Source organism: Streptomyces fructofermentans, from assembly GCF_014651055.1.
GTDB classification, from domain to species: Bacteria; Actinomycetota; Actinomycetes; order Streptomycetales; family Streptomycetaceae; genus Streptomyces; species Streptomyces fructofermentans.
In genome coordinates this window covers 15,439-38,318 of record NZ_BMWD01000034.1, presented here as the reverse complement: position 1 = coordinate 38,318, position 22,880 = coordinate 15,439, and the positions used below count along the sequence as shown (strand labels likewise).

Here is a 22,880-nt window from a genome sequence, read left to right as displayed (position 1 = left end):
GCCCGGACCCGCCCGCCAAGACCCGGCCCCGGCGGGCCCGCCGGGGCCCGGCAGCGCCCCGGGAGCACCCCGGCAGCACCCGGAAGGCCGTCCGGCGCGCACCGGCGGAGGCCCCACCGCATATCCGCCCCGGCCCCCGGGCATACGCGCCCAATGGTCCGTGTCCCCGCTGCCGCCACCGCCCTGCGCCGTGCGCGAGGGGCACCCCGCGCCCTGGTCCGCCACTACCGCGCCCGCCGCGTCCGCCCCACCGTCGAACTCGTCCACCAGCCGCACCCGTACACCCGGGCCCTGGGCCTGGTCGCCGTCGTCCTCGTCGGGGCGTGGCTGGGGCTGCTGATCGTCGGCAACGTCCGGGCGCCGGTCGGCCCCATGGACACCACCATGACCCTGCGCCCCTCCCTCACCGGCGGCACGAAGATCAACGTGTCCCCCCTGGGGGCGCTCGAACTGCGCAGCCACACCGCCCCCCTCCGCCTCGACGTGGACGTCGACCAGCTCGACCCGGTGCGATCCGAGGCCCTCGTCAACCACCCCGAGCGCCTCTCGGGCCTCCAGGACGAGGTGGCCCGCGACGTCGCCCACGGCACGCTGGACCTCGCCGTGCGCTCCGGCGTCGCCGTCGTCTCCGGCGCCACGGCGCTCGGCCTCGCGGTCTACCGGCGCCCCCGCAGGGCGCTGGCCGCCGGCGGTCTCGCGCTGGCGCTCCTGGCCGCCTGCGGCGCGACGGCCTTCGCGACCTGGAACCCCAAGTCGGTGCTCGAACCGAAGTTCTCGGGCCTGCTCTCGTCCGCCCCGTCGGTCGTCGGCAACGCCCGCAGCATCGTCAGCGAGTTCGACGTCTACCAGAAGGAGTTGGCCCGCCTGGTGACGAACGTGACCAAGCTGTACGACGCCACCTCCACCCTCCCCGTGTACGCCCCCGATCCGACGACCATCCGGGTCCTGCACGTCTCCGACATCCACCTCAACCCCGCGAGCTGGAAGATCATCGCCTCGCTGGTCGAGCAGTACGACATCGACGTCATCGTGGACTCCGGCGACACCATGGACCACGGGACGGCCGCGGAGAACGGCTTCCTCGACCCGGTCGCCGACCTCGGCGCCCCCTACGTCTGGGTGCGCGGCAACCACGACTCGCGGACCACCCAGGACTACCTGGAGCGGATGAGGAACGTGCACGTCCTGGACGAGGGTCGGGCCGTCTCGGTGGCGGGCCTGCGCTTCGCGGGCACCGGGGACCCGCAGTACACCCCCGACCGCTCGGTGAAGGCGGCCGGGGATCCCGCCGAGGTGCTGGCGGGCGACCGTCTGGCGTCCGCCCTGCGCGACCAGCGGGCCGCGGGCACCCCGGTGGACATCGCCGTGGCGCACAACCCGTCGGCCGCGCGCCAGACCGACGGCGAGGTGCCCCTGGTCCTGGCGGGCCACGTCCACCGCCAGGAGACGGACGTCATGAAGTACGGCACGCGGCTGCGCATCGAGGGCTCCACGGGCGGCAGCGGGCTGCGGGCGCTGGAGGGCCGGGACCCCGACCCCATCGAGACGTCGATCCTCTACCTCGACCGGGACTCGCGCCGCCTGCAGGCCTGGGACGAGATCAGGCTGGGCGGCCTCGGCCTGACGACGGCCGAGGTCAGCCGCCACCTCCCGGAGGAGAACCGACCGGGCGCGACCGCTCCCGCGGGCCCCTCCTCCCCCACCCCGTAAACCGTTTTGGCGATCCCTCCCGACATCCCATATGCTTCTCACGTCCCCGACGCGCTGAGAAGCGCCCAGGCGGGCCGATAGCCCTCATCGTCTAGCGGCCTAGGACGCCGCCCTTTCAAGGCGGTAGCACGGGTTCGAATCCCGTTGGGGGCACGCAACACCGTGTGCGACACTGTTCGCACACAACAGCTTGGTCCTGTGGAGCAGTTTGGAGTGCTCGCCACCCTGTCAAGGTGGAGGCCGCGGGTTCAAATCCCGTCAGGACCGCTGGAGTTCCTCGGAACTCCGTGGCTGGGTAGCTCAGTTGGTACGAGCGATCGCCTGAAAAGCGATAGGTCGCCGGTTCGACCCCGGCCCCAGCCACAACAAGGACCCCGATCCTCGGATCGGGGTCTTTTTCGTGCCCGCCGCACGGGGTGCGGTACGTCGCCGACCTGCCCGGCGGAACCCCACCGCGCGCCCCGCCCCCGCATGACCGTCACGGCCGTCACGGCCGTCGCGGCCGAGGCAGCCGGTGCGGCCGCGCCCGGGGGGACGGCTCCCGGGAACGGCCCCGGACGGCGGCTCGGCAACGGTTCGCAGCCGGTGCGGGAGGCCCGTCCGGAGGGGGCCCGGACGGGCCGCGCGCAAAAGCGTTCGCCCCTCGTTTGCCCGAGGTGAGATCCTGGACCGCGTATGTCTACGCATCCTGCCCCCGCCCTCGGCGATCTCGCCCCCCGTCTGGCCGAGCTGTCCCTGCGCGACGCGCACCGGCTCGGGCGCAGGCTCGAGGGCGCGCGCCGGATCCGCAAGCCCGAGGCCCGGGCCGCCGTCACCGCCGAGATCGGGGCGGAGATCGCCAAGGCCGAGGCCCGGTTGGCCGAGCGGCGCACCCGTGTGCCCGCCGTCAGCTATCCGGAACAGCTCCCGGTCAGCCAGAAGAAGGACGTGATCGCGGAGGCCATCCGCGATCACCAGGTCGTCATCGTCGCCGGTGAGACCGGCTCCGGGAAGACGACGCAGATCCCGAAGATCTGCCTGGAGCTGGGCCGCGGCGTCCGCGGCATGATCGGGCACACCCAGCCCCGCCGGATCGCCGCCCGCACGGTCGCCGAGCGGGTCGCCGACGAGCTGGACACCCCGCTGGGCGAGGCCGTGGGCTGGAAGGTCCGGTTCACCGACCAGGTCAACCAGGACGGCACCTTCGTCAAGCTGATGACGGACGGCATCCTGCTCGCCGAGATCCAGACGGACCGCGAGCTGCGCGCCTACGACACGATCATCATCGACGAGGCCCACGAGCGTTCGCTGAACATCGACTTCCTGCTGGGCTACCTCGCCCAGCTGCTGCCGAAGCGGCCCGACCTGAAGGTCGTCATCACCTCGGCGACCATCGATCCGCAGCGGTTCTCCCGGCACTTCTCGGACGCCCCGGTCGTCGAGGTGAGCGGACGCACCTACCCCGTCGAGGTCCGCTACCGGCCCCTCCTCGAGGAGGAGGGCGACGACTCCGACCGCGACCAGATCACCGCGATCTGCGACGCCGTGGAGGAGCTCCAGGCCGAGGGCAAGGGCGACATCCTCGTCTTCCTGTCCGGCGAGCGGGAGATCCGGGACACCGCGGACGCGCTCGTCAAGAAGAACTACCGCTTCACCGAGGTGCTCCCGCTGTACGCCCGACTCTCGCACGCCGAGCAGCACCGGGTGTTCCAGGCCCACACCGGGCGCAGGATCGTTCTGGCGACCAACGTCGCCGAGACCTCCCTGACCGTGCCGGGCATCAAGTACGTGATCGACCCGGGCACCGCCCGCATCTCCCGGTACAGCCACCGCACGAAGGTGCAGCGGCTGCCCATCGAGGCGGTCTCGCAGGCCAGCGCCAACCAGCGCAAGGGCCGCTGCGGCCGGACCAGCGACGGCATCTGCATCCGGCTCTACTCGGAGGACGACTTCCTCTCCCGGCCGGAGTTCACCGACGCCGAGATCCTGCGTACGAACCTGGCCTCGGTCATCCTCCAGATGACCGCGGCCGGGCTGGGCGACATCGAGAAGTTCCCGTTCATCGATCCGCCGGACCACCGCAACATCCGTGACGGCGTCCAGCTCCTCCAGGAACTGGGCGCGCTCGACCCGTCCCAGAAGGACGTGCGCAAGCGGCTCACGGAGACGGGCCGCAAGCTGGCGCAGCTGCCCGTGGACCCGCGGCTGGCCCGGATGGTGCTGGAGGCCGACCGCAACGGCTGCGTGCGCGAGGTCATGGTGATCGCCGCCGCGCTGTCCATCCAGGACCCGCGGGAGCGCCCGGCCGAGAAGCAGGCGCAGGCGGACCAGCAGCACGCCCGCTTCCGCGACGAGAACTCCGACTTCCTGGCGTTCCTCAACCTCTGGCGGTACGTGCGTGAGCAGCAGCGGGAGCGCGGCTCGTCGTCCTTCCGCCGCATGTGCAAGCAGGAGTACCTCAACTTCCTGCGCATCCGCGAATGGCAGGACATCTACACGCAGTTGCGGACCGTCGCCAAGCAGATGGGCATCCACCTCAACGAGGACGACGCGGCCGAGCAGAGCGTGCACGTCTCCCTGCTCGCCGGACTGCTCTCCCACATCGGCATGAAGGACGTGAAGGAGACCGGCGGGGAGAGCGGGCGCTCCTCGGGCAAGAACGAGTACCTGGGCGCGCGCGGCGCGAAGTTCGCGGTCTTCCCGGGCTCCGCGCTCTTCAAGAAGCCCCCGCGCTTCGTGATGTCCGCCGAGCTGGTGGAGACGTCCCGCCTCTGGGCCCGGGTCAACGCGCGCATCGAGCCCGAGTGGGTGGAACCGCTCGCCGGGCACCTGCTGAAGCGCACGTACAGCGAGCCGCACTGGGAGAAGGACCAGGCCGCGGTGATGGCGTACGAGAAGGTCACGCTGTACGGCGTGCCTCTCGTGGCGCAGCGCAAGGTGAACTACGGGCGCATCGACCCCGAGGTGAGCCGCGAGTTGTTCATCCGCAGTGCCCTCGTCGAGGGCGACTGGCGGACGCACCACAAGTTCTTCGCCGACAACCGCCGGCTGCTCACCGAGGTGGAGGAGCTGGAGCACCGGGCGCGGCGCCGGGACATCCTGGTGGACGACGAGACGCTGTTCGACTTCTACGACCAGCGGGTGCCCGAGCACGTCGTGTCGGGCGCGCACTTCGACTCCTGGTGGAAGCAGAAGCGGACGGCCGAGGGCAGGGAGCCCGAACTGCTCGACTTCGAGCGGTCGATGCTCATCAACGAGCGTGCCGGGGACGTCAGCAAGGACGACTACCCGGACCTCTGGCGCCAGGGCCCGCTGACGTTCCGCGTGACGTACCAGTTCGAGCCGGGCGCGGACGCGGACGGCGTCACCGTCCACGTGCCCCTCCAGGTGCTCAACCAGGTCACGGACGAGGGATTCGACTGGCAGATCCCCGGGCTGCGCGAGCAGGTCGTGACCGAGCTGATCCGGTCGCTGCCGAAGCCCATCCGGCGCAACTACGTGCCGGCGCCCAACGTCGCGCAGCGGTTCCTGCAGCGGGCGGTGCCCCTCCAGGAGCCCCTGACCACGACGATGGCGCGTGAGCTGAAGCAAATGGTCGGAGTGCCGCTGACGGCCGACGACTTCGACTGGTCCCGGGTCCCCGACCATCTGAAGGTCACCTTCCGGATCGTCGACGAGCGGCGGCGCAAGCTGGCCGAGGACAAGGACCTCGAAGCCCTGCGACTGCGCCTCAGACCGAAGGCACGGCAGGCGATCTCGCAGGCCGCTGCGGCCACGGCCGAGCGGCAGGGCGGGGAGTCCCTGGAGCGTTCCGGCCTCACGGACTGGACGATCGGCTCCCTCGTGCGCGTCTTCGAGACGCGCCGGGCGGGTCAGCCGGTGAAGGCGTACCCGGCACTCGTCGACGACGGGCCGACGGCGAACACCGTCTCCGTCCGCCTCTTCGACACCGAGGCCGAGCAGCAGCAGGCGATGTGGACGGGCACCCGGCGCCTCATCCTGCGCAACATCCCGGTCAACCCCGCGAAGTTCGCCTCGGACCGGCTCACCAACGCCCAGAAGCTGGCCCTGTCGGCCAACCCGCACGGCTCCGTGCAGGCCCTGTTCGACGACTGCGCGACCGCTGCGGCCGACAAGCTGATCGCGGACTTCGGCGGCCCGGCCTGGGACGAGGAGTCGTTCAGGAAGCTGTACGAGCGGGTGCGGGCCGAGATCGTCGACACGACGGTCCGCACGGTCGACCAGGTGCAGCAGGTGCTGGCCGCCTGGCAGGCCTGTGAGCGCCGCCTGAAGGGCGTACGCAGCGCCGTGCTGCTGGCCAACCTCGCGGACGTACGGACGCAGCTGGACGCCCTGGTGAGGCCCGGCTTCGTGACGGCGACGGGTCTGCGCCGGCTGCCGGACCTGATGCGGTACCTGGTCGCGGCGGACCGCCGGCTCCAGCAGATGCCGACCAACGTCCAGCGGGACACGAGTCGCATGGAGAAGGTCCACGAGATGCGGGACGAGTACGCCTGGCTCCTGGAGCAACTGCCGCAGGGGCGCCCCGTCCCGTCGTCGGTCCTGGACATCCGCTGGATGATCGAGGAGCTGCGGGTCAGCTATTTCGCGCACGCGCTGGGCACGGCGTACCCGGTCTCCGACAAGCGGATCGTGAAGGCGATCGACGCCGCGGCACCGTAACGGGGCCCGCACGGTGGGTGAGTTCGCCCTGGGGCTCACCCTCCTGTACAGTCTCTTCTCGCAGCGCAACGCACGAATCGCACTGCGAAACCTGGTCCTGTGGAGCAGTTTGGAGTGCTCGCCACCCTGTCAAGGTGGAGGCCGCGGGTTCAAATCCCGTCAGGACCGCATCAACCGGCGGGCCCGCATCCGATGAGGATGCGGGCCCGCCGTCGTGCGTGCCCCAACACCCGCCGTCGCGGGGGCCCGAGAGCCCGCGCGCCCCGCGTCGGGGTCCCGCGAAGGGGCCCTGGCCGTCCGGCGTCCGGCCGCCGCGGCCGTCCCCGGCCCGGCCGCGCCCCGGCCGTCCCCCTCAGCGGGCGCCGGCGGGGCGGGAGGCTCCCCGCACCCGCCCCTTCCGTCCCCCCAGCCCCGCGAACCGGCGAGGCGCCCACGCGGGGTTGACGGCGTCACATTCCGCCAGTACCTAGAAACCAGGGCCAAAGACCGCACTGGAGGTGGCCATGGCGGCGTCCGCTCGGCATGAGACGCGAGCCCTGCTCCGCGCCCATCTGTCGGCGGCCTCCGGGCATCGCCACCTGACGCGGCACTGTCCGATCTGCCATCGGCTCCTGCGCCTGGCCTCGGAGGCCTCCTCCGACGTCCCTGAGAGCCCCGAGGCGCCCGAGGGCCAGGCCGGGGACGAGAGCCCCTCCCCGGCGTGAGCGGAGCCCCGCGCGCCAACTGCCCCTCGCGCGGCCCGAGATGTGCGCGGCTCCTCTAGCGCAGATATGCCACGCGCAACAAGGAGCCGGTCGTGTGACGGGTGTCACCGCATAAGTTTTCAAACCCACGGAACTTACCCCCCACCTACAACTGGTCAATTTAATATGTGCAATTGCACTATGCCCCCAGGTGCCCCACAGCTGATCGGACAGGGCTCCCCAGACTGCGACAAGGCCGCTCACAGACCGCCGCCGCACCCCATGACCAGGGCACAAAAAAGATCGCGCTGGACCCGGCGGAGTCCAGCGCGATCTACGACGCACCCTGTTGGCTTGTGGTTCTTGCTCGGGCGGGGACCCCGTTGGGGCGGGATCCGCGTCGGTCGGTGCTTGGGTTCGGGCCTGCCGACAAGTTGGGGGACTTGCCGGAATACCCCGCTATGAAGTTGTTGTTCAGGCTTCGCTGCGCTGCTGCGGAATGCCCGCAAGCAGGGCACGTACCTCGGCCTCGCGGTAACGGCGATGCCCGCCGAGCGTGCGGATCGAAGTGAGCTTGCCGGCCTTCGCCCACCGCGTGACCGTCTTCGGGTCCACGCGGAACATCGTGGCGACCTCAGCCGGGGTCAGCAGCGGCTCGGCATCAGGGGTGCGAGCGGTCATGAGCGGCCTCCTCGGGAGAACCGAACCTTCTCGGTTCTTTCCTCTAAATTCTGCACCTTGACCCGCGTTGCCCGAAATGGCGGACGCGGGTCGAGTCGGTTATAGGACGAACGGCTTGTCCTCGGCACTACAACTACACCATCTGTCCAGCCACGTCGGCCAAACCGATGGAATTGCCCTCCCAGGTGTTCATCAGCGACGGAAGCCGATGGACCATGCCATAGCGGACAGTCACGCCTCTGTGACGATCAGTCACAGGGCGATCAGGAGTCACGAGACCCCCCATAGCGCGCAATACCGAGATTCCGCCCACACGTGGGCAGATGGAGTCCTCCCCGGACTCCTTGTCCTATTTTGGCATGAGGGGTGGTGTTGGACGCAAGGTCCGCGTTAGTGCCGTCCGTCACGCTTACCCCGTAAGACCGGATAGGGACTTACGTCCTGTCAGATCCCGTGACACGAGGGAATCGTCGCCCCGAACGGGTGAGGTCTCGACACGGACGAGTGAACCACCGCATCAGGCGTCCCGCGACCCTCAATTCGCGGAGCGACGGTCCCTCACTGAGCGCCACCGCTCCACGAGCCGGCCGTACGCCTCGCCGGCCACGCTCCCGTCGCCCGCGCGCAGCGCCTCGATGCCCTCGGCCACGTCCGCGGCCGAGTGGTCGCCGTCGAGCTGCCCGGCGGTCAGGACGTGCACCAGCCCGCCGTAGTCCAGCTCCACCAGCGAGCGCGGGTGGAACTCCTCCAGCCAGCGGCCCACGTCCACCAGGCCGTCGATGAGCGGCCCCTCGTCGAGCGCCTCCCTGAGCGCCCGCAGGCCCCGGGCCACACGCCGCCGCGCCTGCACCATCGGCGTCCGGTAGCGGAGCACGGGAGCCCCCTCCGCGCCCCCGGAGCCGGTCCCCTTGTCGTACTCCCGCTCCTCGTCCGACACCAGCACGAACCAGTTCAGGGGTACGTGCCACGTCGAGGTGCGGATCCAGGGCCGGGCGTCGGGATTGCGGGCCAGCCAGCGCTCGTAGTCCTGCGCGGCCTGGTGGCGCACGACCTCGGGCAGCACGGCGTCCAGGACCGGCGCGGGAAGCTCCCCGCCCAGCCCCTCCAGGGCCTGCCAGCCGCGCAGCCGGGTCCGCCAGGGGCACACGCACAGCACGCCGTCCACGTCCGCGACGAAGGCGTCACCGCTCTCGTGCACCGGCACCGGGATCGGCGGGGTGGGCAGCAAGTCGGCCAGTGAACGGCGCAGTTCGTCCTGGTACGAGGGCCGCTCCGGCCTGCGCGCGTAACGGGCCCAGTGGCCGCGCTCCGGCTCGGGGAAGGCCGCGAGCGGTTCGTACACGCGGAGGTAGGACGCGTACGGGACGATCAGCGAGGACACCTTGGGCACGCTTGCTCCCTCCCCCGCCGACCTGACGGAAAACCACGAAACCGCACACCGGAGCACGGGAAACCCCGGCAAATCGTCCCACGCCCACCGGTGACCGTACTCCGTGGCGGGGTGATCCCGACCACTGCGCGGATGGCTGTCGCGGACAGGCTCTAATCTCATGCCACACGGACCTCCGCCACCCGTACGGAGGCCGTCCCGACCGCCGCTACGTACCCGGGAGTCACCACAGTGACCGAAGCAACCGACGGCGTCCTGCACACCCTGTTCCGCACGGACCAGGGTGGCCACGAGCAAGTCGTGCTCTGCCAGGACCGAGCCAGTGGCCTCAAGGCCGTCATCGCCATCCACTCCACCGCCCTGGGCCCGGCCCTCGGCGGCACGCGCTTCTACCCGTACGCGAGCGAGGAGGAGGCCGTCTCCGACGCGCTGAACCTCGCACGCGGGATGTCCTACAAGAACGCCATGGCCGGCCTCGACCACGGCGGCGGCAAGGCCGTGATCATCGGTGACCCCGAGCAGATCAAGACCGAGGAGCTGCTCCTCGCGTACGGCCGGTTCGTCGCCTCGCTCGGCGGGCGCTACGTGACCGCCTGCGACGTCGGCACCTACGTGGCCGACATGGACGTCGTGGCGCGCGAGTGCCGCTGGACGACCGGGCGCTCCCCCGAGAACGGCGGCGCGGGCGACTCGTCGGTCCTGACGGCCTTCGGCGTCTTCCAGGGCATGCGGGCCTCCGCCCAGCACCTGTGGGGCGACCCGTCGCTGCGCGGCCGCAAGGTCGGTGTCGCCGGGGTCGGCAAGGTCGGCCACCACCTGGTCGAGCACCTCCTGCAGGACGGTGCCGAGGTCGTCGTCACGGACGTCCGCGAGGAGTCCGTGCGGCGCGTCCTGGACCGGCACCCGGCCGTGACGGCCGTCCCCGACACGGACGCGCTGATCCGGGTCGAGGGTCTGGACATCTACGCGCCGTGCGCCCTGGGCGGCGCCCTCCACGACGAGTCCGTGCCGGTGCTCACGGCGAGGATCGTCTGCGGGGCGGCCAACAACCAGCTGGCGCACCCGGGCGTCGAGAAGGACCTCGCCGACCGCGGCATCCTCTACGCGCCGGACTACGTCGTGAACGCGGGCGGGGTCATCCAGGTCGCCGACGAGCTGCACGGCTTCGACTTCGAGCGGTGCAGGGCCAAGGCCGCGAAGATCTTCGACACCACCCTGGCGATATTCGCACGTGCGAAGGAGGACGGGATTCCGCCGGCCGCCGCGGCCGACCGGATCGCCGAGCACCGCATGGCGGAGGGCCGCCGCTCCTGACGGTCCCGGCCGTCCGCGGGGTACCCGTCGGCGGGTGTGGGAGAGAACTCTCACGTTCGTCGGCGGGTCGTTCGCCGAGAAGAGGTTAAAATCGCGGTTGACCAGCGGGTACAGGGCACCTCGCTGGTCCTGGGCACGGGCGCGTCCTGCGGGCGACGTACCGTATGGGCGCGGGCTCAGGTACCGTGGAAGCCCTACGGACCGGTCTCTTCGCGGAGAGCCCGTTCCAGATCATGAACGCGTGTCAAGACTCTGGGGCCGTCGAGCCCCGTATCCGAGGGGGTCGAGCCATGGGGCGCGGCCGGGCAAAGGCCAAGCAGACGAAGGTCGCCCGCCAGCTGAAGTACAGCAGCGGCGGGACTGACCTCTCGCGTCTGGCCAATGAGCTGGGCGCTTCGACTTCGCAACAGCCGCCGAATGGCGAGCCGTTCGAGGACGACGACGAGGAAGACGACCCGTACGCCCAGTACGCGGATCTCTACAACGACGACGAGGACGAGGACGACGAGTCCGGTCCCACGTCTCAACGCCGCGGCGCTTGACGCTCCAGCTGAGCTCGTCGATCTAGCTGCGCTTCACCCGGTCCGGGGCGATTTCGCGCCGGACCGGGTTTTGTGCTGCCCCGGCGTCAGCCGGGGCCTCAGGACGTCTACTTCGCGTAGGAACCGATCAGCTCGGCTCCCGTGGCGTGGTCGCCGCGGTCGGTGATCTCGCCCGCGACCCAGGCCTCCACGCCGCGGTCCGTCAGTGTGGCGAGCGCCACATCCGCGGACTCCTCGGGGACGATCGCGATCATGCCGACGCCCATGTTGAGCGTCTTCTCCAGCTCCAGGAGCTCGACCCGGCCGGTGGTGCCGACAAGATCGAAGACGGGTGCCGGGGTCCAGGTCTCGCGGTCCACGACGGCGTGCAGGCCGTCCGGGACGACCCGGGCCAGGTTGGCCGCCAGTCCGCCGCCCGTGACGTGCGAGAAGGCGTGCACATCGGTCGTACGGGTGAGGGCCAGGCAGTCCAGCGAGTAGATCTTGGTGGGCTCAAGGAGCTCCTCGCCGAGCGTGCGGCCGAACTCCGCGATGTGCTGGTCGAGCGTGAGCGAGGCCCGCTCGAAGAGGACGTGCCTCACGAGCGAGTACCCGTTCGAGTGAAGTCCGGAGGCCGCCATGGCGATCACGGCGTCACCCTTACGGATGCGATCCGCGCCGAGCAGCCGGTCGGCCTCGACGACACCCGTGCCCGCGCCGGCGACGTCGAAGTCGTCGGGACCCAGCAGGCCGGGGTGCTCGGCCGTCTCGCCGCCGACGAGGGCGCAGCCCGCGAGGACACAGCCCTCGGCGATGCCCTTCACGATCGCGGCCACACGCTCCGGGTGGACCTTGCCCACGCAGATGTAGTCGGTCATGAAGAGCGGCTCGGCGCCGCACACCACGATGTCGTCCATGACCATCGCGACCAGGTCGTGGCCGATGGTGTCGTAGACGCCCAGCTGCCGGGCCAGGTCGACCTTGGTGCCCACGCCGTCGGTGGCGGAGGCGAGCAGAGGCCGCTCGAACCGCTTCAGGGCGGACGCGTCGAAGAGGCCGGCGAAGCCGCCGATGCCGCCGAGGACCTCGGGGCGCCGCGTCTTCCTCACCCACTCCTTCATGAGCTCCACGGCGCGGTCGCCCGCTTCGATGTCGACGCCGGCGGCCGCGTAGGAAGCACCGGAGGGGCCCGTCGACGCAGTCGACTGATCAGGAACAGCAGACATTGCCTGGGATCTTTCGGGTTGGTGATACGTACGGGGCTTACGGACGACGGATCGCGTCGGCCGCCGCCGTGGCGGCGGGACCCGCCGCCAGCTCGGTCTCCAGGAGCTGCTTGCCCAGCAGCTCGGGGTCGGGCAGCTCCATCGGGTACTCGCCGTCGAAGCAGGCCCGGCAGAGGTTCGGCTTGTCGATGGCGGTGGCCTCGATCATCCCGTCGAGGGAGATGTACGAGAGGGAGTCGGCGCCCAGCGAGGTGCCGATCTCCTCGATGGTCATGCCGTTGGCGATCAGCTCGGCGCGGGTCGCGAAGTCGATGCCGAAGAAGCAGGGCCACTTCACGGGCGGCGACGAGATCCGGATGTGGACCTCGGCCGCGCCCGCCTCGCGGAGCATCCGGACCAGCGCGCGCTGGGTGTTGCCGCGCACGATCGAGTCGTCCACGACGACCAGGCGCTTGCCCTTGATGACTTCCTTGAGCGGGTTGAGCTTCAGCCGGATACCGAGCTGGCGGATCGTCTGCGAGGGCTGGATGAAGGTCCTGCCGACGTACGCGTTCTTCACCAGGCCGGCGCCGAAGGGGATGCCGGACGCCTCGGCGTAGCCGATCGCGGCGGGCGTGCCCGATTCCGGGGTCGCTATGACCAGATCGGCGTCGACGGGGGCTTCCTTGGCCAGGCGGCGGCCCATCTCCACCCGGGAGAGGTACACGTTCCGGCCGGCGATGTCCGTGTCGGGACGGGCCAGGTACACGTATTCGAAGACGCAGCCCTTGGGCTTCGCTTCCGCGAATCGCGAGGTGCGCAGACCGTTCTCGTCGATGGCGACGAACTCGCCCGGCTCGATCTCACGGACGTAGGCCGCACCGCAGATGTCGAGGGCGGCGGACTCGGAGGCGACGACCCAGCCGCGCTCCAGCCGGCCGAGGACCAGCGGACGGATGCCCTGCGGGTCGCGGGCCGCGTACAGCGTGTGCTCGTCCATGAAGACGAGCGAGAAGGCGCCCTGGACCTGCGGGAGGATTTTGGCGGAGGCCTCCTCGATGGTCAGCGGCTTGCCGTCGTCGCCGACCTGGGCGGCGAGGAGCGCCGTCAGGAGGTCGGTGTCGTTGGTCGCCGCGACCCGGGGGGTGCGGCCCTCCTGCTTGGGGAGGTCGGCCACCATCCCGGCGAGCTCGGCCGTGTTGACCAGGTTGCCGTTGTGTCCGAGGGCGATGGAACCGTGCGCGGTGGCACGGAACGTGGGCTGGGCGTTCTCCCAGACCGAGGCACCCGTCGTCGAGTAGCGGGCGTGACCGACCGCGATGTGACCCTGGAGGGAACCGAGAGAGGTCTCGTCGAAGACCTGGGACACGAGGCCCATGTCCTTGAAGACGAGGATCTGGGAGCCGTTGCTGACCGCGATTCCCGCGGATTCCTGACCCCGATGCTGGAGGGCGTAGAGCCCGAAGTAAGTGAGCTTGGCGACCTCTTCACCGGGAGCCCAGACCCCGAAGACGCCGCAAGCGTCCTGAGGGCCTTTCTCGCCGGGGAGCAGATCATGACTGAGTCGACCGTCACCACGTGGCACGCAACCGAGTGTAGGCGAGATCGACCACTGGTCCGAATTGGGGATGCGGGCCCCGGATGGATCACCGGGCGGCGGCCGCTTCGAGCCCCGTCCCGTTTTCGCTGGTCAGAGTCAGGGTGCGGTGCTTCACCTGGTACTTCACCGTGCCGTCGAACAGCTTGAGCAGGGCCCGCTCGGTCTCCATGAGTGAGGGGGAGCACATTTTGCGGGTGGTGGCCGCCCTGCCCAGAGCGATGCTGTCGTCGCCCACCGTCGCCTCGGCGGTCACCCTGTTGCAGCCGAGCCGGCCGCGGACCGTGCCGTCCTTTCCGAATGTGAGTTCGACGTCGTCCTTGGCCTCCTCGGTCAGCGGCACGGCCGAACCGCTCTTGACCCTGGAGGTGACGTTCCACCGGGTGCCGACCAGCTCGGCCGGCTTCTCCTCCTCCAGGTTCACGGTGCTCCCGTCCGGCGCGGTGAGTGTCAGTCCGTCGCCGTCGGCCTCCGCCTTGAGCGTGCTGCCGGAGACCGCGCTCCCGAGCCGGTTCTCGAATGCCATCGCCGCCGCGTCCGTGCAGGCCATCTCCGTCTTGAAGGCGTCACCGATCCTGATCGTGTCGCCCTTGATCCGGACGTCGGCACCGAAGTGGTTGCAGCCGTAGTTGCCGCCCACCGTGCCGTCCTCGGCGAACCGGATGTAGGCGCCGGCGGGGGCGTCGTGCTCCTTGCCGTCGACTGTCACGCTCCGCACGCTCCAGTACTTGCCGGTGATCGGCGCGGCCTTGCGGGTCCCGACGGAGTCGGAGCCCGGGGAGGAGCGGTCGTCGCCGCTCTGCGTTCCGCAGGCGGCGGTGGCGAGCAGCCCGGTGACGGCCAGGACACCGAGGCTGCTTCGGACGCTGAGGGTTCGACGCTGCGTGTGCATGCCGCTTTGACGGGACGGGTGGGGTGGTTGGTTCCCTCACCGGGTAACGGCCGGGCAACGGCACAGCCGGGGTCAGCCCATGATCGGCAGCAGTCCGCCCAGGTCGGCGCGCTCCCCGCTGGCCCTGACGGCCGCATCGTCGAGCGCCGCCCGCCAGCTCGTACGGCCGGTCGCGAGCCGGATCCACGTCAGGGCGTCCGTCTCGACGACGTTGGGCGGGGTGCCGCGGGTGTGCCGGGGTCCCGCCACGCACTGCACCACCGCGAACGGCGGCACGCGCACCTCGGTCGAGGCCCCGGGGGCCTTCACCGCGAGCGCGTCGGCGAGGAGCCGGGTGCAGGCGGCGAGCGCCTGGCGGTCGTACGGGACGTCGAGTCCCGGCAGCGCCGCGTTGAGGTCGTCCGTGTGGACGACCAGCTCCACGGTCCGGGTGACGAGCTGGTCGGCGAGGGTCATCGCCCCGACCCGCGTGGCCACCGGCCGTCCGTCCGCGGCGCCGGCCAGCCGGGCGGTGATCCGTTCGTGGGCGCGCGCGTACAGCGCGTCGAGATCCGGTTCGGTAGCGGCGAGCGAGTGCACGTCCTCGTCCACCTCACCGGCCCGTTCGGCGGTGGCGAACGGCCAGTCCAGCAGGGCCACCCCGGGGCCGGCGGGCTCGGCCGCGTCCAGCCCGCGGCTCACGCTCTCCACCGCCATCGACAGGTGGACGGCCAGCTCCCGTACGGTCCAGTCGCCGAGGCGGGTGGGCCGGGCGAGGCTGTCGCCGTCGAGTGTGCGTACGGCCTCCCGTACGTTCCCGAACTGCGCGAGGACCGCCGCGCGGATCCTCGCCGGGTCGTAGCTGCGGGTGCGCTTCTTGGCCGGAGGCATGGCGGCGAGCCTAGGCGATGCCGCTCGGGACGTCCGCAGCCGGCCGCCACCGTCGCCGACGCGGGGCGGGACGCGATGCGCCGCCTCGGCCTCCCCGCGACCTCGTGCCGTCCTCCCGGCGGGCACCGGTGGGCCGGGGGCGCCGGGGGAACGGGTGGAGGCGGTGCCGCCTGCCGCCGGGCCCGGGCTCACCGCCTCGGCGGCGAGGGCGGGTATGCAGGGGGCGGGGGTCTCCGTGGCATGCGCTCGTCAGTGACGGGCGGTCCCCCGGAGGGAGACCGGGGCAGGCCTTCGGTGGGGCGGCCCCGTGCGCCGTGGCGGTTTCGGTATCGGTCCGGGGGACCGGTACCGGCAGCGACGGCGGCGGGTCCGGTGGTCCCGTGTCCCGGTGACCCCCGCGGTCCCGCGCGGACCTCGGCGAAGGCGGCCGGTGAGGGGACTCGTCGCACCGGCCGCGTACCGCACCGCGCGACGGTGTGACGGTGTGACGGTGTGACGAGGTGCCACCGCGTCGTGGAATCCGCCGGGTTCGGCGGTGGCGGTACCGGGCCGGGAGGGCCGGCGGGTGGGCGACAGGCCGGAGGCCCGGTCCTGGGTGCGGACCGGGCCTCCGGCGTCTGCCGATGCGACGCCCTACGCGAGCAGCGCCGGGATCGTCCCCTCGTGCGCCGTGCGCAGTTCGGCCAGGGGGAGGGTGAACTCGCCCTGGACCTCCACCGCGTCACCGTCCACGACACCGATGCGGGTGACGGGGAGGCCCCGCGCACCGCACATGTCGTTGAAGCGGAGCTCCTCCGAACGCGGGACGGCGACGACCGCGCGGCCCGCAGACTCCGAGAACAGGAAGGTGAACGCGTCGAGACCGTCGGGCACGACCAGCCGCGCGCCCTTGCCGCCGAGCAGCGCCGACTCGACCACGGCCTGGACCAGACCGCCGTCGGACAGGTCGTGCGCGGAGTCGACCATGCCGTCGCGGGACGCCGAGATGAGGATCTCGGCGAGCAGCCGCTCCCGCTCCAGGTCGACCTTCGGCGGCAGACCGCCCAGGTGGTCGTGCACGACCTGCGACCAGGCCGAGCCGCCGAACTCCTCGCGGGTGTCACCGAGCAGGTAGAGGAGCTGGCCCTCCTCCTGGAAGGCGACCGGGGTGCGGCGGGCGACGTCGTCGATGACGCCCAGCACGGCCACGACCGGCGTCGGGTGGATCGCCGCCTCGCCCGTCTGGTTGTAGAGCGAGACGTTGCCGCCGGTCACCGGGGTGCCGAGCTGGAGGCATCCGTCGGCGAGACCGCGGATCGCCTCGGCGAACTGCCACATGACGGCCGGGTCCTCGGGCGAGCCGAAGTTCAGGCAGTCGGAGACGGCGAGCGGCTTGGCACCGGTCGTGGCGACGTTGCGGTACGCCTCGGCCAGGGCGAGCTGCGCGCCCGTGTACGGGTCGAGCTTGGTGTAGCGGCCGTTGCCGTCGGTGGCGATGGCGACGCCGAGCCCGGTCTCCTCGTCGATGCGGATCATGCCCGAGTCCTCGGGCTGCGCCAGCACCGTGTTGCCCTGCACGAAGTGGTCGTACTGGGAGGTGATCCAGGACTTGGAGGCCTGGTTCGGGGAGGAGACGAGCCGCAGGACCTGGTCCTTCAGCTCCTCGCCCGTCGCCGGACGGGGCAGCTTGTTCGCGTCGTCGGCCTGGAGCGCGTCCTGCCAGGACGGACGGGCGTACGGACGCTCGTAGACCGGGCCGTCGTGCGCGACCGTGCGCGGGTCGACGTCGACGATCTTGCCGCCGTGCCAGAAGATCTCCAGGCGGTCGCCGTCGGTGACCTCACCGATGACGGTCGCGATGACGTCCCACTTGTCGCAGATCTCCAGGAACCGGTCGACCTTCTCCGGCTCCACGACCGCGCACATGCGCTCCTGCGACTCGCTCATGAGGATTTCCTCGGGCGAGAGCGTGGAGTCGCGCAGCGGTACGTCGTCCAGGGTGACCCGCATGCCGCCGGAGCCGTTGGACGCCAGCTCGCTGGTGGCGCAGGACAGACCCGCCGCGCCGAGGTCCTGGATGCCGACGACCAGCTTCTCGGCGAAGGCCTCCAGGGTGCACTCGATGAGGAGCTTCTCCTGGAAGGGGTCGCCGACCTGGACGGCGGGACGCTTCGACGGCTTGGCGTCGTCGAAGGTCTCCGAGGCGAGGATCGACGCGCCGCCGATGCCGTCGCCGCCCGTGCGGGCCCCGTACAGGATGACCTTGTTGCCCGTGCCGGACGCCTTCGCGAGGTGGATGTCCTCGTGCCGCATGACGCCGATGGCACCGGCGTTGACCAGCGGGTTGCCCTGGTAGCAGGCGTCGAAGACGACCTCGCCGCCGATGTTCGGCAGGCCCAGGCAGTTGCCGTAGCCGCCGATGCCCGCGACGACGCCCGGCAGGACGCGCTTGGTGTCGGGGTGGTCCGCCGCGCCGAAGCGCAGCGGGTCCACGACCGCGACCGGGCGGGCGCCCATGGCGATGATGTCGCGCACGATGCCGCCGACGCCGGTGGCCGCGCCCTGGTAGGGCTCGACGTACGACGGGTGGTTGTGCGACTCGACCTTGAAGGTGACCGCGTAGCCCTGGCCGACGTCGACGACGCCGGCGTTCTCGCCGATGCCGACGAGCAGCGCGTCGGACTGCGGGGCCTTCTCACCGAACTGGCGGAGGTGGACCTTGGAGGACTTGTACGAGCAGTGCTCGGACCACATGACCGAGTACATGGCGAGTTCGGCGCCGGTGGGCCGGCGTCCGAGGATCTCCACGACCCGCTCGTACTCGTCCTTCTTCAGGCCAAGTTCGGCCCAGGGCAGCTCGACGTCGGGGGTCCCGGCCGCGTGCTCGACCGTGTCCAGAGGCGTGCGGCTCATGCGTTGACCAGCTTCTTGAGGATCGAGGTGAAGAAGGGGAGGCCGTCGGTGCGGCCACTGCCGATCAGCGGCTCGACCGCGTGCTCCGGGTGCGGCATCAGGCCGACCACGTTGCCCGCCTCGTTCGTGATGCCGGCGATGTCGCGCAGCGAGCCGTTCGGGTTGAAGTCCACGTAACGGAACGCGACCCGGCCCTCCGCCTCCAGCATGTCGAGGGTGCGCTCGTCGGCGACGTACCGCCCGTCCATGTTCTTCAGCGGGACGTGGATCTCCTGGCCGGACTCGTAGTCGGCGGTCCAGGCCGTCTCCGCGTTCTCGACCCGCAGCTTCTGGTCACGGCAGATGAAGTGGAGGTGGTTGTTGCCGAGCATCGCGCCCGGGAGCAGGTGCGCCTCGGTGAGGACCTGGAAGCCATTGCAGATACCGAGAACCGGCATTCCGGACTTCGCCTGCTCGATGACGGTCTCCATCACCGGCGAGAAGCGCGAGATGGCTCCGGCGCGCAGATAGTCGCCGTACGAGAATCCGCCCGGCAGCACCACGGCGTCGACCTGCTTGAGGTCCTTGTCCTTGTGCCAGAGGGCCACGGGTTCGGCACCGGCGAGCCTGATCGCGCGCTGGGTGTCCCGGTCGTCGAGGCTTCCGGGGAAAGTGACGACTCCAATACGAGCGGTCACTTCCCGGCCTCCGCCTTCACGTCCTCCACCTTCACGGTGAAGTCTTCGATCACGGTGTTGGCGAGGAAGGATTCTGCGAGTTCGTGGATGCGGGCGAGGGCGCTGTCGTCCACCGGTCCGTCCACTTCCAGTTCGAATCGCTTTCCCTGACGTACGTCGGAGACGCCCTCGAAACCAAGCCGCGGCAGTGCACGCTGCACCGCCTGGCCCTGGGGGTCGAGGATCTCCGGCTTGAGCATGACGTCGACTACGACGCGTGCCACTGGCACTCCCGGTGTGTGGTGCTGAGCAGGTTCCTTCAGACTACCCGCACAAAATTTCTACGCGGGTAGATTCGTAGGAATCTACGTGACGGCCATCACGATTCCGCATCGGGGGGCTATCCACCCGCCCCCTTCACGGAAAATCCTGGGAAAGATCCGGATCGAGACCCCGACCCCTATTGCACTGGGACACGCCAGGAGATTTAGTCGAGCTTCACAATGGATTGCCGAGCCCTGTACAAAGGAATTGGCAATAGCAGATACTTTGCCCAATCGCTCATAAAAGCAGCCGGACAGTCGGCATCTCCGCACGTCATCGCGCGTCGCGGGAGAGGTGCCGCACGAAGGGACCGATATTCGTGGCGCAGCGTGTCGTAGTCACTCTCTTCGACGACATCGACGGCTCGGAAGCGGCGGAAACGATCGCCTTCGGTCTGGACGGCAAGTCGTACGAGATCGACCTGAATCAAGCCAACGCCGAGAAACTGCGGACGGCCCTGGAGCCCTACCTGGAGGCCGGCCGCAAGCGGTCGCGTTCCGGCAAGGCCTACAAGCAGACGGCGGTCGCGCCCGACCCGGCGGCCGTCCGGGCCTGGGCCCAGTCCAACAAGATGGACGTGCCCGCCCGGGGACGCATCCCCAAGCGGGTCTACGAGGCGTTCGCCGCGGCCCAGTGAGCCCTGCGCGCCGGCGGCCCGGTCGCCCCTGACGCGGTGGGCACGGCGGACTCGGCGCGGTGGACCCGCGTGACGCGGCGTGGTGACGCGGCCCGGCACCGGAACTCCCGCGCCCGTCCATCGTTCCGGCGCCCCGCCCCCTCGGCACTTCGGTACTTCGGGTCTTCCGTCCCGGTCCCGCGGCTGCCCCGCCCGCTCCACGGCCTCCTGCCGTGTGGTCGCCCTGACTTCCCGTGCGCACGGGAAGTCAGGGCGCGCGGATTCCCGGCCGCGGAACGGGTCCGGCCGGGCCGTCACCCGTCGCGTGCCGGGCGGCGGACTCCGGTCCGCAGCCTCCGGGATGTCCGGCTGCGGCCCGCCCACCAGGCGCTCGGGGCCCGGTGGACGGACCGCGGCCGCACTCCCTCGGCAACCGACTTGCGCTGCACCCCGGCTGATCAGCTAGAGTCTGGAACACGCCGAGGGGCAAGGCCGAAAGGCCCGGCTCACGGAGTCACGCGGGTGTAGTTCAGTAGTAGAACATCCCCCTTCCAGGGGGAAGGCGCAGTGTGCAATTCCTGTCACCCGCTCTGCATCGCCAATCGGACCAGTCATCTGGATCAGGTAGGCTGATGCACGCGCCGATCGGTGAAAGCCGGTCGGATGCACATGCGGACGTAGCTCAGTTGGTAGAGCGCAACCTTGCCAAGGTTGAGGTCGCGAGTTCGAGCCTCGTCGTCCGCTCCAGAAAGTGAAGACCCCGGTCATGCGACCGGGGTCTTTCTCGTGTCTGCGCCGGAACGCCGCGACGCGCCTTCTCCGCCGCACTTTTCCGTCCGCGGCCCGGTGCCGGAGTCCGGGCCGGTGCCGGAGCCCTTCGGGTGTGCGGGCGGCGCCCGGTCCCCGCCGCCCGAGAGCCGGCATCTGACATTTGTCATGTGCGGCGATGACAGCGCGCACTGCCCGCGCGGCCCGGCGTCCGTGACGCTTGTTCCATGAACACGAACGAGCACGTGATTGAGGTCACGGATCTGCGACGCGTGTACGGGGGAGAGTTCGAGGCGGTCCGGGGGGTGACCTTCGCCGTGGGCCGCGGGGAGGTGTTCGCGCTGCTGGGGACCAACGGAGCGGGCAAGACCTCCACCGTCGAACTGCTGGAGGGCCTCGCGCCGCCGGCCGGCGGACGGGTCCGCGTCCTCGGCCACGACCCGTACACCGAACGCGCCGCGCTGCGTCCGCGCATCGGCGTCATGCTCCAGGAGGGCGGCTTCTCGTCCGAGCTGACCGTCGCGGAGACCGTACGCATGTGGGCGGGGTTCACAAGCGGGGCGCGGCCGGTGGACGAGGCGCTGGCCATGGTCGGCCTCGCCGGCCGGGCGGACGTACGGATCAAGCAGCTGTCCGGCGGTGAGAAGCGCCGCCTGGACCTGACGCTCGCGCTCCTCGGCCGCCCGGAGGTGCTGTTCCTGGACGAGCCGACCACCGGACTCGACGCCGAAGGGCGCAAGGAGACCTGGGAGTTGGTGCGCGGGCTGCGCGACACGGGCACGACCGTGCTGCTGACCACCCACTACCTGGAGGAGGCCGAGGGTCTCGCCGACCGGCTGGCGATCCTGCACGCCGGACGGATCGCGGCCTCCGGGACCCCGGCCGAGGTGACAGCCTCCCAGCCCTCCCGGATCTCCTTCGAACTGCCCGACGGCTACCTCCCCGGCGATCTGCCGCCGCTCGCCCCGCTCGGGATCACCGGGCACGACGTGGAGGGGCGGATGCTGCGACTGCGTACGAACGAACTCCAGCGGGCGGCCACCGGCCTGCTGGTGTGGGCCGAACGGTCCGGGGTCGAACTGCGGGGCCTGGACGTGCGCCAGGGGTCGTTGGAGGAGGCGTTCCTGCGGATCGCCCGTGACGTGGCCGTCTCCGGGGCGGCCGAGGCGGAGAAGGAGGTCGCGGCATGAGCACGCGGACCATCGCGGAGAGTCCCGCACCCGAGCGCACGACCGTGACCGGGGCACGCCGCATGGCGGCGCTCGCGCGGGCCGAGGTGACACTGCTCGGGCGAAGCAAGGGCACGCTCTTCACCGCGGCGTGCGTGCCTCTGGTGCTGCCGCTGAGCGTGCGCTCCGCCTTCGACGAGGCGGACCTGAAGGCCGCGGGCCTCACCTCGGGGGACGTGATGCTCCCGGCGGGCTTCGGCTTCTCCCTGGTCTTCGCCGTGTACGCGGCCCTGACCGGGATCTATGTGGCCCGCCGCGAGGAACTCGTCCTCAAGCGGCTGCGGACCGGTGAGCTGCGGGACACCGAGATCCTCGTCGGCGCGGCGCTGCCCGCCGTTGTCCTCGGCCTGGCGCAGTGCCTGCTGCTGGCGGTGGGCTGCGCCCTGCTCCTCGACGTGGGCGCGCCCGCGGCACCCCATCTCGCGGTCGCGGGACTGCTGTTCGGTGTGGTGCTGTGCGCGGCTGCGGGCGCGGTGACCGCGAGCTTCAGCAGGTCGGCCGAGAGCGCCCAGGTGACGGGCCTGCCGTTCATGTTCCTCTCCCTGATGGGATCGGGGATCGCAGTCCCGCTGGAGATGCTGCCCGACCGGCTCGCGTCCTTCTGCGAACTGCTGCCGCTCTCCCCCGCGATCACGCTGCTGCGCGGCGGCTGGACGGGGGACCTCGGCGCGTACGAGGCCCTGGGCGCCGTCGCGACGGCGCTGGCCTGGGCCGTCATCGCGGTGTTTGCTGTACGGCGGTGGTTCCGCTGGGAACCGCGGCACTGACCATGCCGGGCACACGGGTACGGGGCGGGGACATGACGGGCACGGAAGCCGGGGCGAACACGGACACCGGGGCGGGCACGGGGACGGACGAGGGGGCCGCCAC

Annotated in this window: 17 protein-coding genes and 6 tRNA genes; 14 read left to right on the top strand and 9 right to left on the bottom strand. The window is 70.7% G+C overall.

All coding sequences use genetic code 11. The features are described 5' to 3' along the window. Positions 1-153 precede the first annotated feature (153 nt). From IE265_RS33305 to IE265_RS33275, 7 genes are all read left to right on the top strand, one after another. Positions 154-1,710: a metallophosphoesterase family protein gene (locus tag IE265_RS33305; protein WP_190039489.1), complete on the top strand. Its 1,557-nt coding sequence runs from the start codon at positions 154-156 to the stop codon at positions 1,708-1,710. A gap of 80 nt (positions 1,711-1,790) precedes the next feature. Further along, positions 1,791-1,863, top strand: a tRNA-Glu gene (locus IE265_RS33300). Positions 1,864-1,902: 39 nt separating this feature from the next. Beyond that, a tRNA-Asp gene (locus tag IE265_RS33295) sits at positions 1,903-1,977 on the top strand. 22 nt (positions 1,978-1,999) lie between these two features. Then, positions 2,000-2,073 (top strand) — tRNA-Phe (locus tag IE265_RS33290). Positions 2,074-2,385: 312 nt separating this feature from the next. After that, a complete protein-coding gene (hrpA, locus tag IE265_RS33285; protein WP_190039488.1) occupies positions 2,386-6,372 on the top strand; it encodes an ATP-dependent RNA helicase HrpA in 3,987 nt (1,328 codons plus the stop codon). 93 nt (positions 6,373-6,465) lie between these two features. After that, positions 6,466-6,540: transfer RNA gene (locus IE265_RS33280), tRNA-Asp, on the top strand. A 335-nt stretch (positions 6,541-6,875) separates the two neighbouring features. Continuing rightward, the gene (locus IE265_RS33275; protein ID WP_190039487.1) at positions 6,876-7,076 is read left to right on the top strand and encodes a DUF6274 family protein; all 201 of its coding nucleotides are present in this window, start codon (positions 6,876-6,878) and stop codon (positions 7,074-7,076) included. A 453-nt stretch (positions 7,077-7,529) separates the two neighbouring features. On the opposite strand, the gene bldC is transcribed toward IE265_RS33275, so the two are convergent. Both bldC and IE265_RS33265 read right to left on the bottom strand, forming a co-directional pair. After that, entirely contained in the window at positions 7,530-7,736 is a 207-nt protein-coding gene (gene bldC / locus IE265_RS33270) for a developmental transcriptional regulator BldC (protein ID WP_003949541.1), read from the bottom strand. Between the two features lie 535 nt (positions 7,737-8,271). After that, the gene (locus IE265_RS33265) at positions 8,272-9,126 is read right to left on the bottom strand and encodes a DUF8083 family protein (protein WP_190039486.1); all 855 of its coding nucleotides are present in this window, start codon (positions 9,124-9,126) and stop codon (positions 8,272-8,274) included. A gap of 231 nt (positions 9,127-9,357) precedes the next feature. Here IE265_RS33265 and IE265_RS33260 point away from each other — a divergent pair, with 231 nt between their 5' ends. Both IE265_RS33260 and IE265_RS33255 read left to right on the top strand, forming a co-directional pair. Then, positions 9,358-10,440, top strand: coding sequence for a Leu/Phe/Val dehydrogenase (locus tag IE265_RS33260; protein WP_190039485.1), 1,083 nt, complete (start codon positions 9,358-9,360; stop codon positions 10,438-10,440). Positions 10,441-10,730: 290 nt separating this feature from the next. Next, a complete protein-coding gene (locus IE265_RS33255) occupies positions 10,731-10,982 on the top strand; it encodes a DUF3073 domain-containing protein (protein ID WP_055613827.1) in 252 nt (83 codons plus the stop codon). 107 nt (positions 10,983-11,089) lie between these two features. On the opposite strand, the gene purM is transcribed toward IE265_RS33255, so the two are convergent. The 7 genes from purM to purS form a co-directional block, all read right to left on the bottom strand. Further along, positions 11,090-12,187 (bottom strand): phosphoribosylformylglycinamidine cyclo-ligase, encoded by a 1,098-nt coding sequence (purM, locus tag IE265_RS33250; RefSeq protein ID WP_190039484.1) that lies wholly within the window; start codon positions 12,185-12,187, stop codon positions 11,090-11,092. A 37-nt stretch (positions 12,188-12,224) separates the two neighbouring features. Further along, on the bottom strand, positions 12,225-13,751 hold the full coding sequence (gene purF / locus IE265_RS33245) for an amidophosphoribosyltransferase (RefSeq protein WP_190039483.1): 1,527 nt from the start codon (positions 13,749-13,751) through the stop codon (positions 12,225-12,227). A 61-nt stretch (positions 13,752-13,812) separates the two neighbouring features. Further along, positions 13,813-14,655, bottom strand: a complete 843-nt coding sequence (locus IE265_RS33240) for an META domain-containing protein (protein WP_190039482.1) — start codon at positions 14,653-14,655, stop codon at positions 13,813-13,815. A gap of 72 nt (positions 14,656-14,727) precedes the next feature. Continuing rightward, complete coding sequence (locus IE265_RS33235; protein ID WP_190039481.1) at positions 14,728-15,525, bottom strand: maleylpyruvate isomerase family mycothiol-dependent enzyme; 798 nt, start codon at positions 15,523-15,525, stop codon at positions 14,728-14,730. A 633-nt stretch (positions 15,526-16,158) separates the two neighbouring features. Then, positions 16,159-18,417: a phosphoribosylformylglycinamidine synthase subunit PurL gene (purL, locus tag IE265_RS33230; RefSeq protein WP_190039480.1), complete on the bottom strand. Its 2,259-nt coding sequence runs from the start codon at positions 18,415-18,417 to the stop codon at positions 16,159-16,161. After that, entirely contained in the window at positions 18,414-19,094 is a 681-nt protein-coding gene (gene purQ / locus IE265_RS33225) for a phosphoribosylformylglycinamidine synthase subunit PurQ (protein ID WP_190039479.1), read from the bottom strand. The genes purL and purQ overlap by 4 nt, the downstream gene beginning before the upstream one ends. After that, complete coding sequence (gene purS, locus IE265_RS33220) at positions 19,091-19,357, bottom strand: phosphoribosylformylglycinamidine synthase subunit PurS (RefSeq protein ID WP_190039478.1); 267 nt, start codon at positions 19,355-19,357, stop codon at positions 19,091-19,093. The genes purQ and purS overlap by 4 nt, the downstream gene beginning before the upstream one ends. 359 nt (positions 19,358-19,716) lie before the next feature. Here purS and IE265_RS33215 point away from each other — a divergent pair, with 359 nt between their 5' ends. The 5 genes from IE265_RS33215 to IE265_RS33195 all read left to right on the top strand — a co-directional run bounded on the left by IE265_RS33215 (position 19,717) and on the right by IE265_RS33195 (position 22,777). Further along, a complete protein-coding gene (locus tag IE265_RS33215; protein WP_190039477.1) occupies positions 19,717-20,034 on the top strand; it encodes a histone-like nucleoid-structuring protein Lsr2 in 318 nt (105 codons plus the stop codon). A 497-nt stretch (positions 20,035-20,531) separates the two neighbouring features. Beyond that, positions 20,532-20,603, top strand: a tRNA-Gly gene (locus tag IE265_RS33210). Between the two features lie 81 nt (positions 20,604-20,684). Then, positions 20,685-20,760: transfer RNA gene (locus tag IE265_RS33205), tRNA-Gly, on the top strand. 248 nt (positions 20,761-21,008) lie between these two features. Then, positions 21,009-21,971 carry an ABC transporter ATP-binding protein gene (locus tag IE265_RS33200; protein WP_190039476.1) on the top strand — a complete coding sequence of 321 codons (963 nt, stop codon included), beginning with the start codon at positions 21,009-21,011 and terminating at the stop codon, positions 21,969-21,971. Next, on the top strand, positions 21,968-22,777 hold the full coding sequence (locus IE265_RS33195) for an ABC transporter permease (protein ID WP_190039475.1): 810 nt from the start codon (positions 21,968-21,970) through the stop codon (positions 22,775-22,777). The genes IE265_RS33200 and IE265_RS33195 overlap by 4 nt, the downstream gene beginning before the upstream one ends. Positions 22,778-22,880 lie beyond the last annotated feature (103 nt).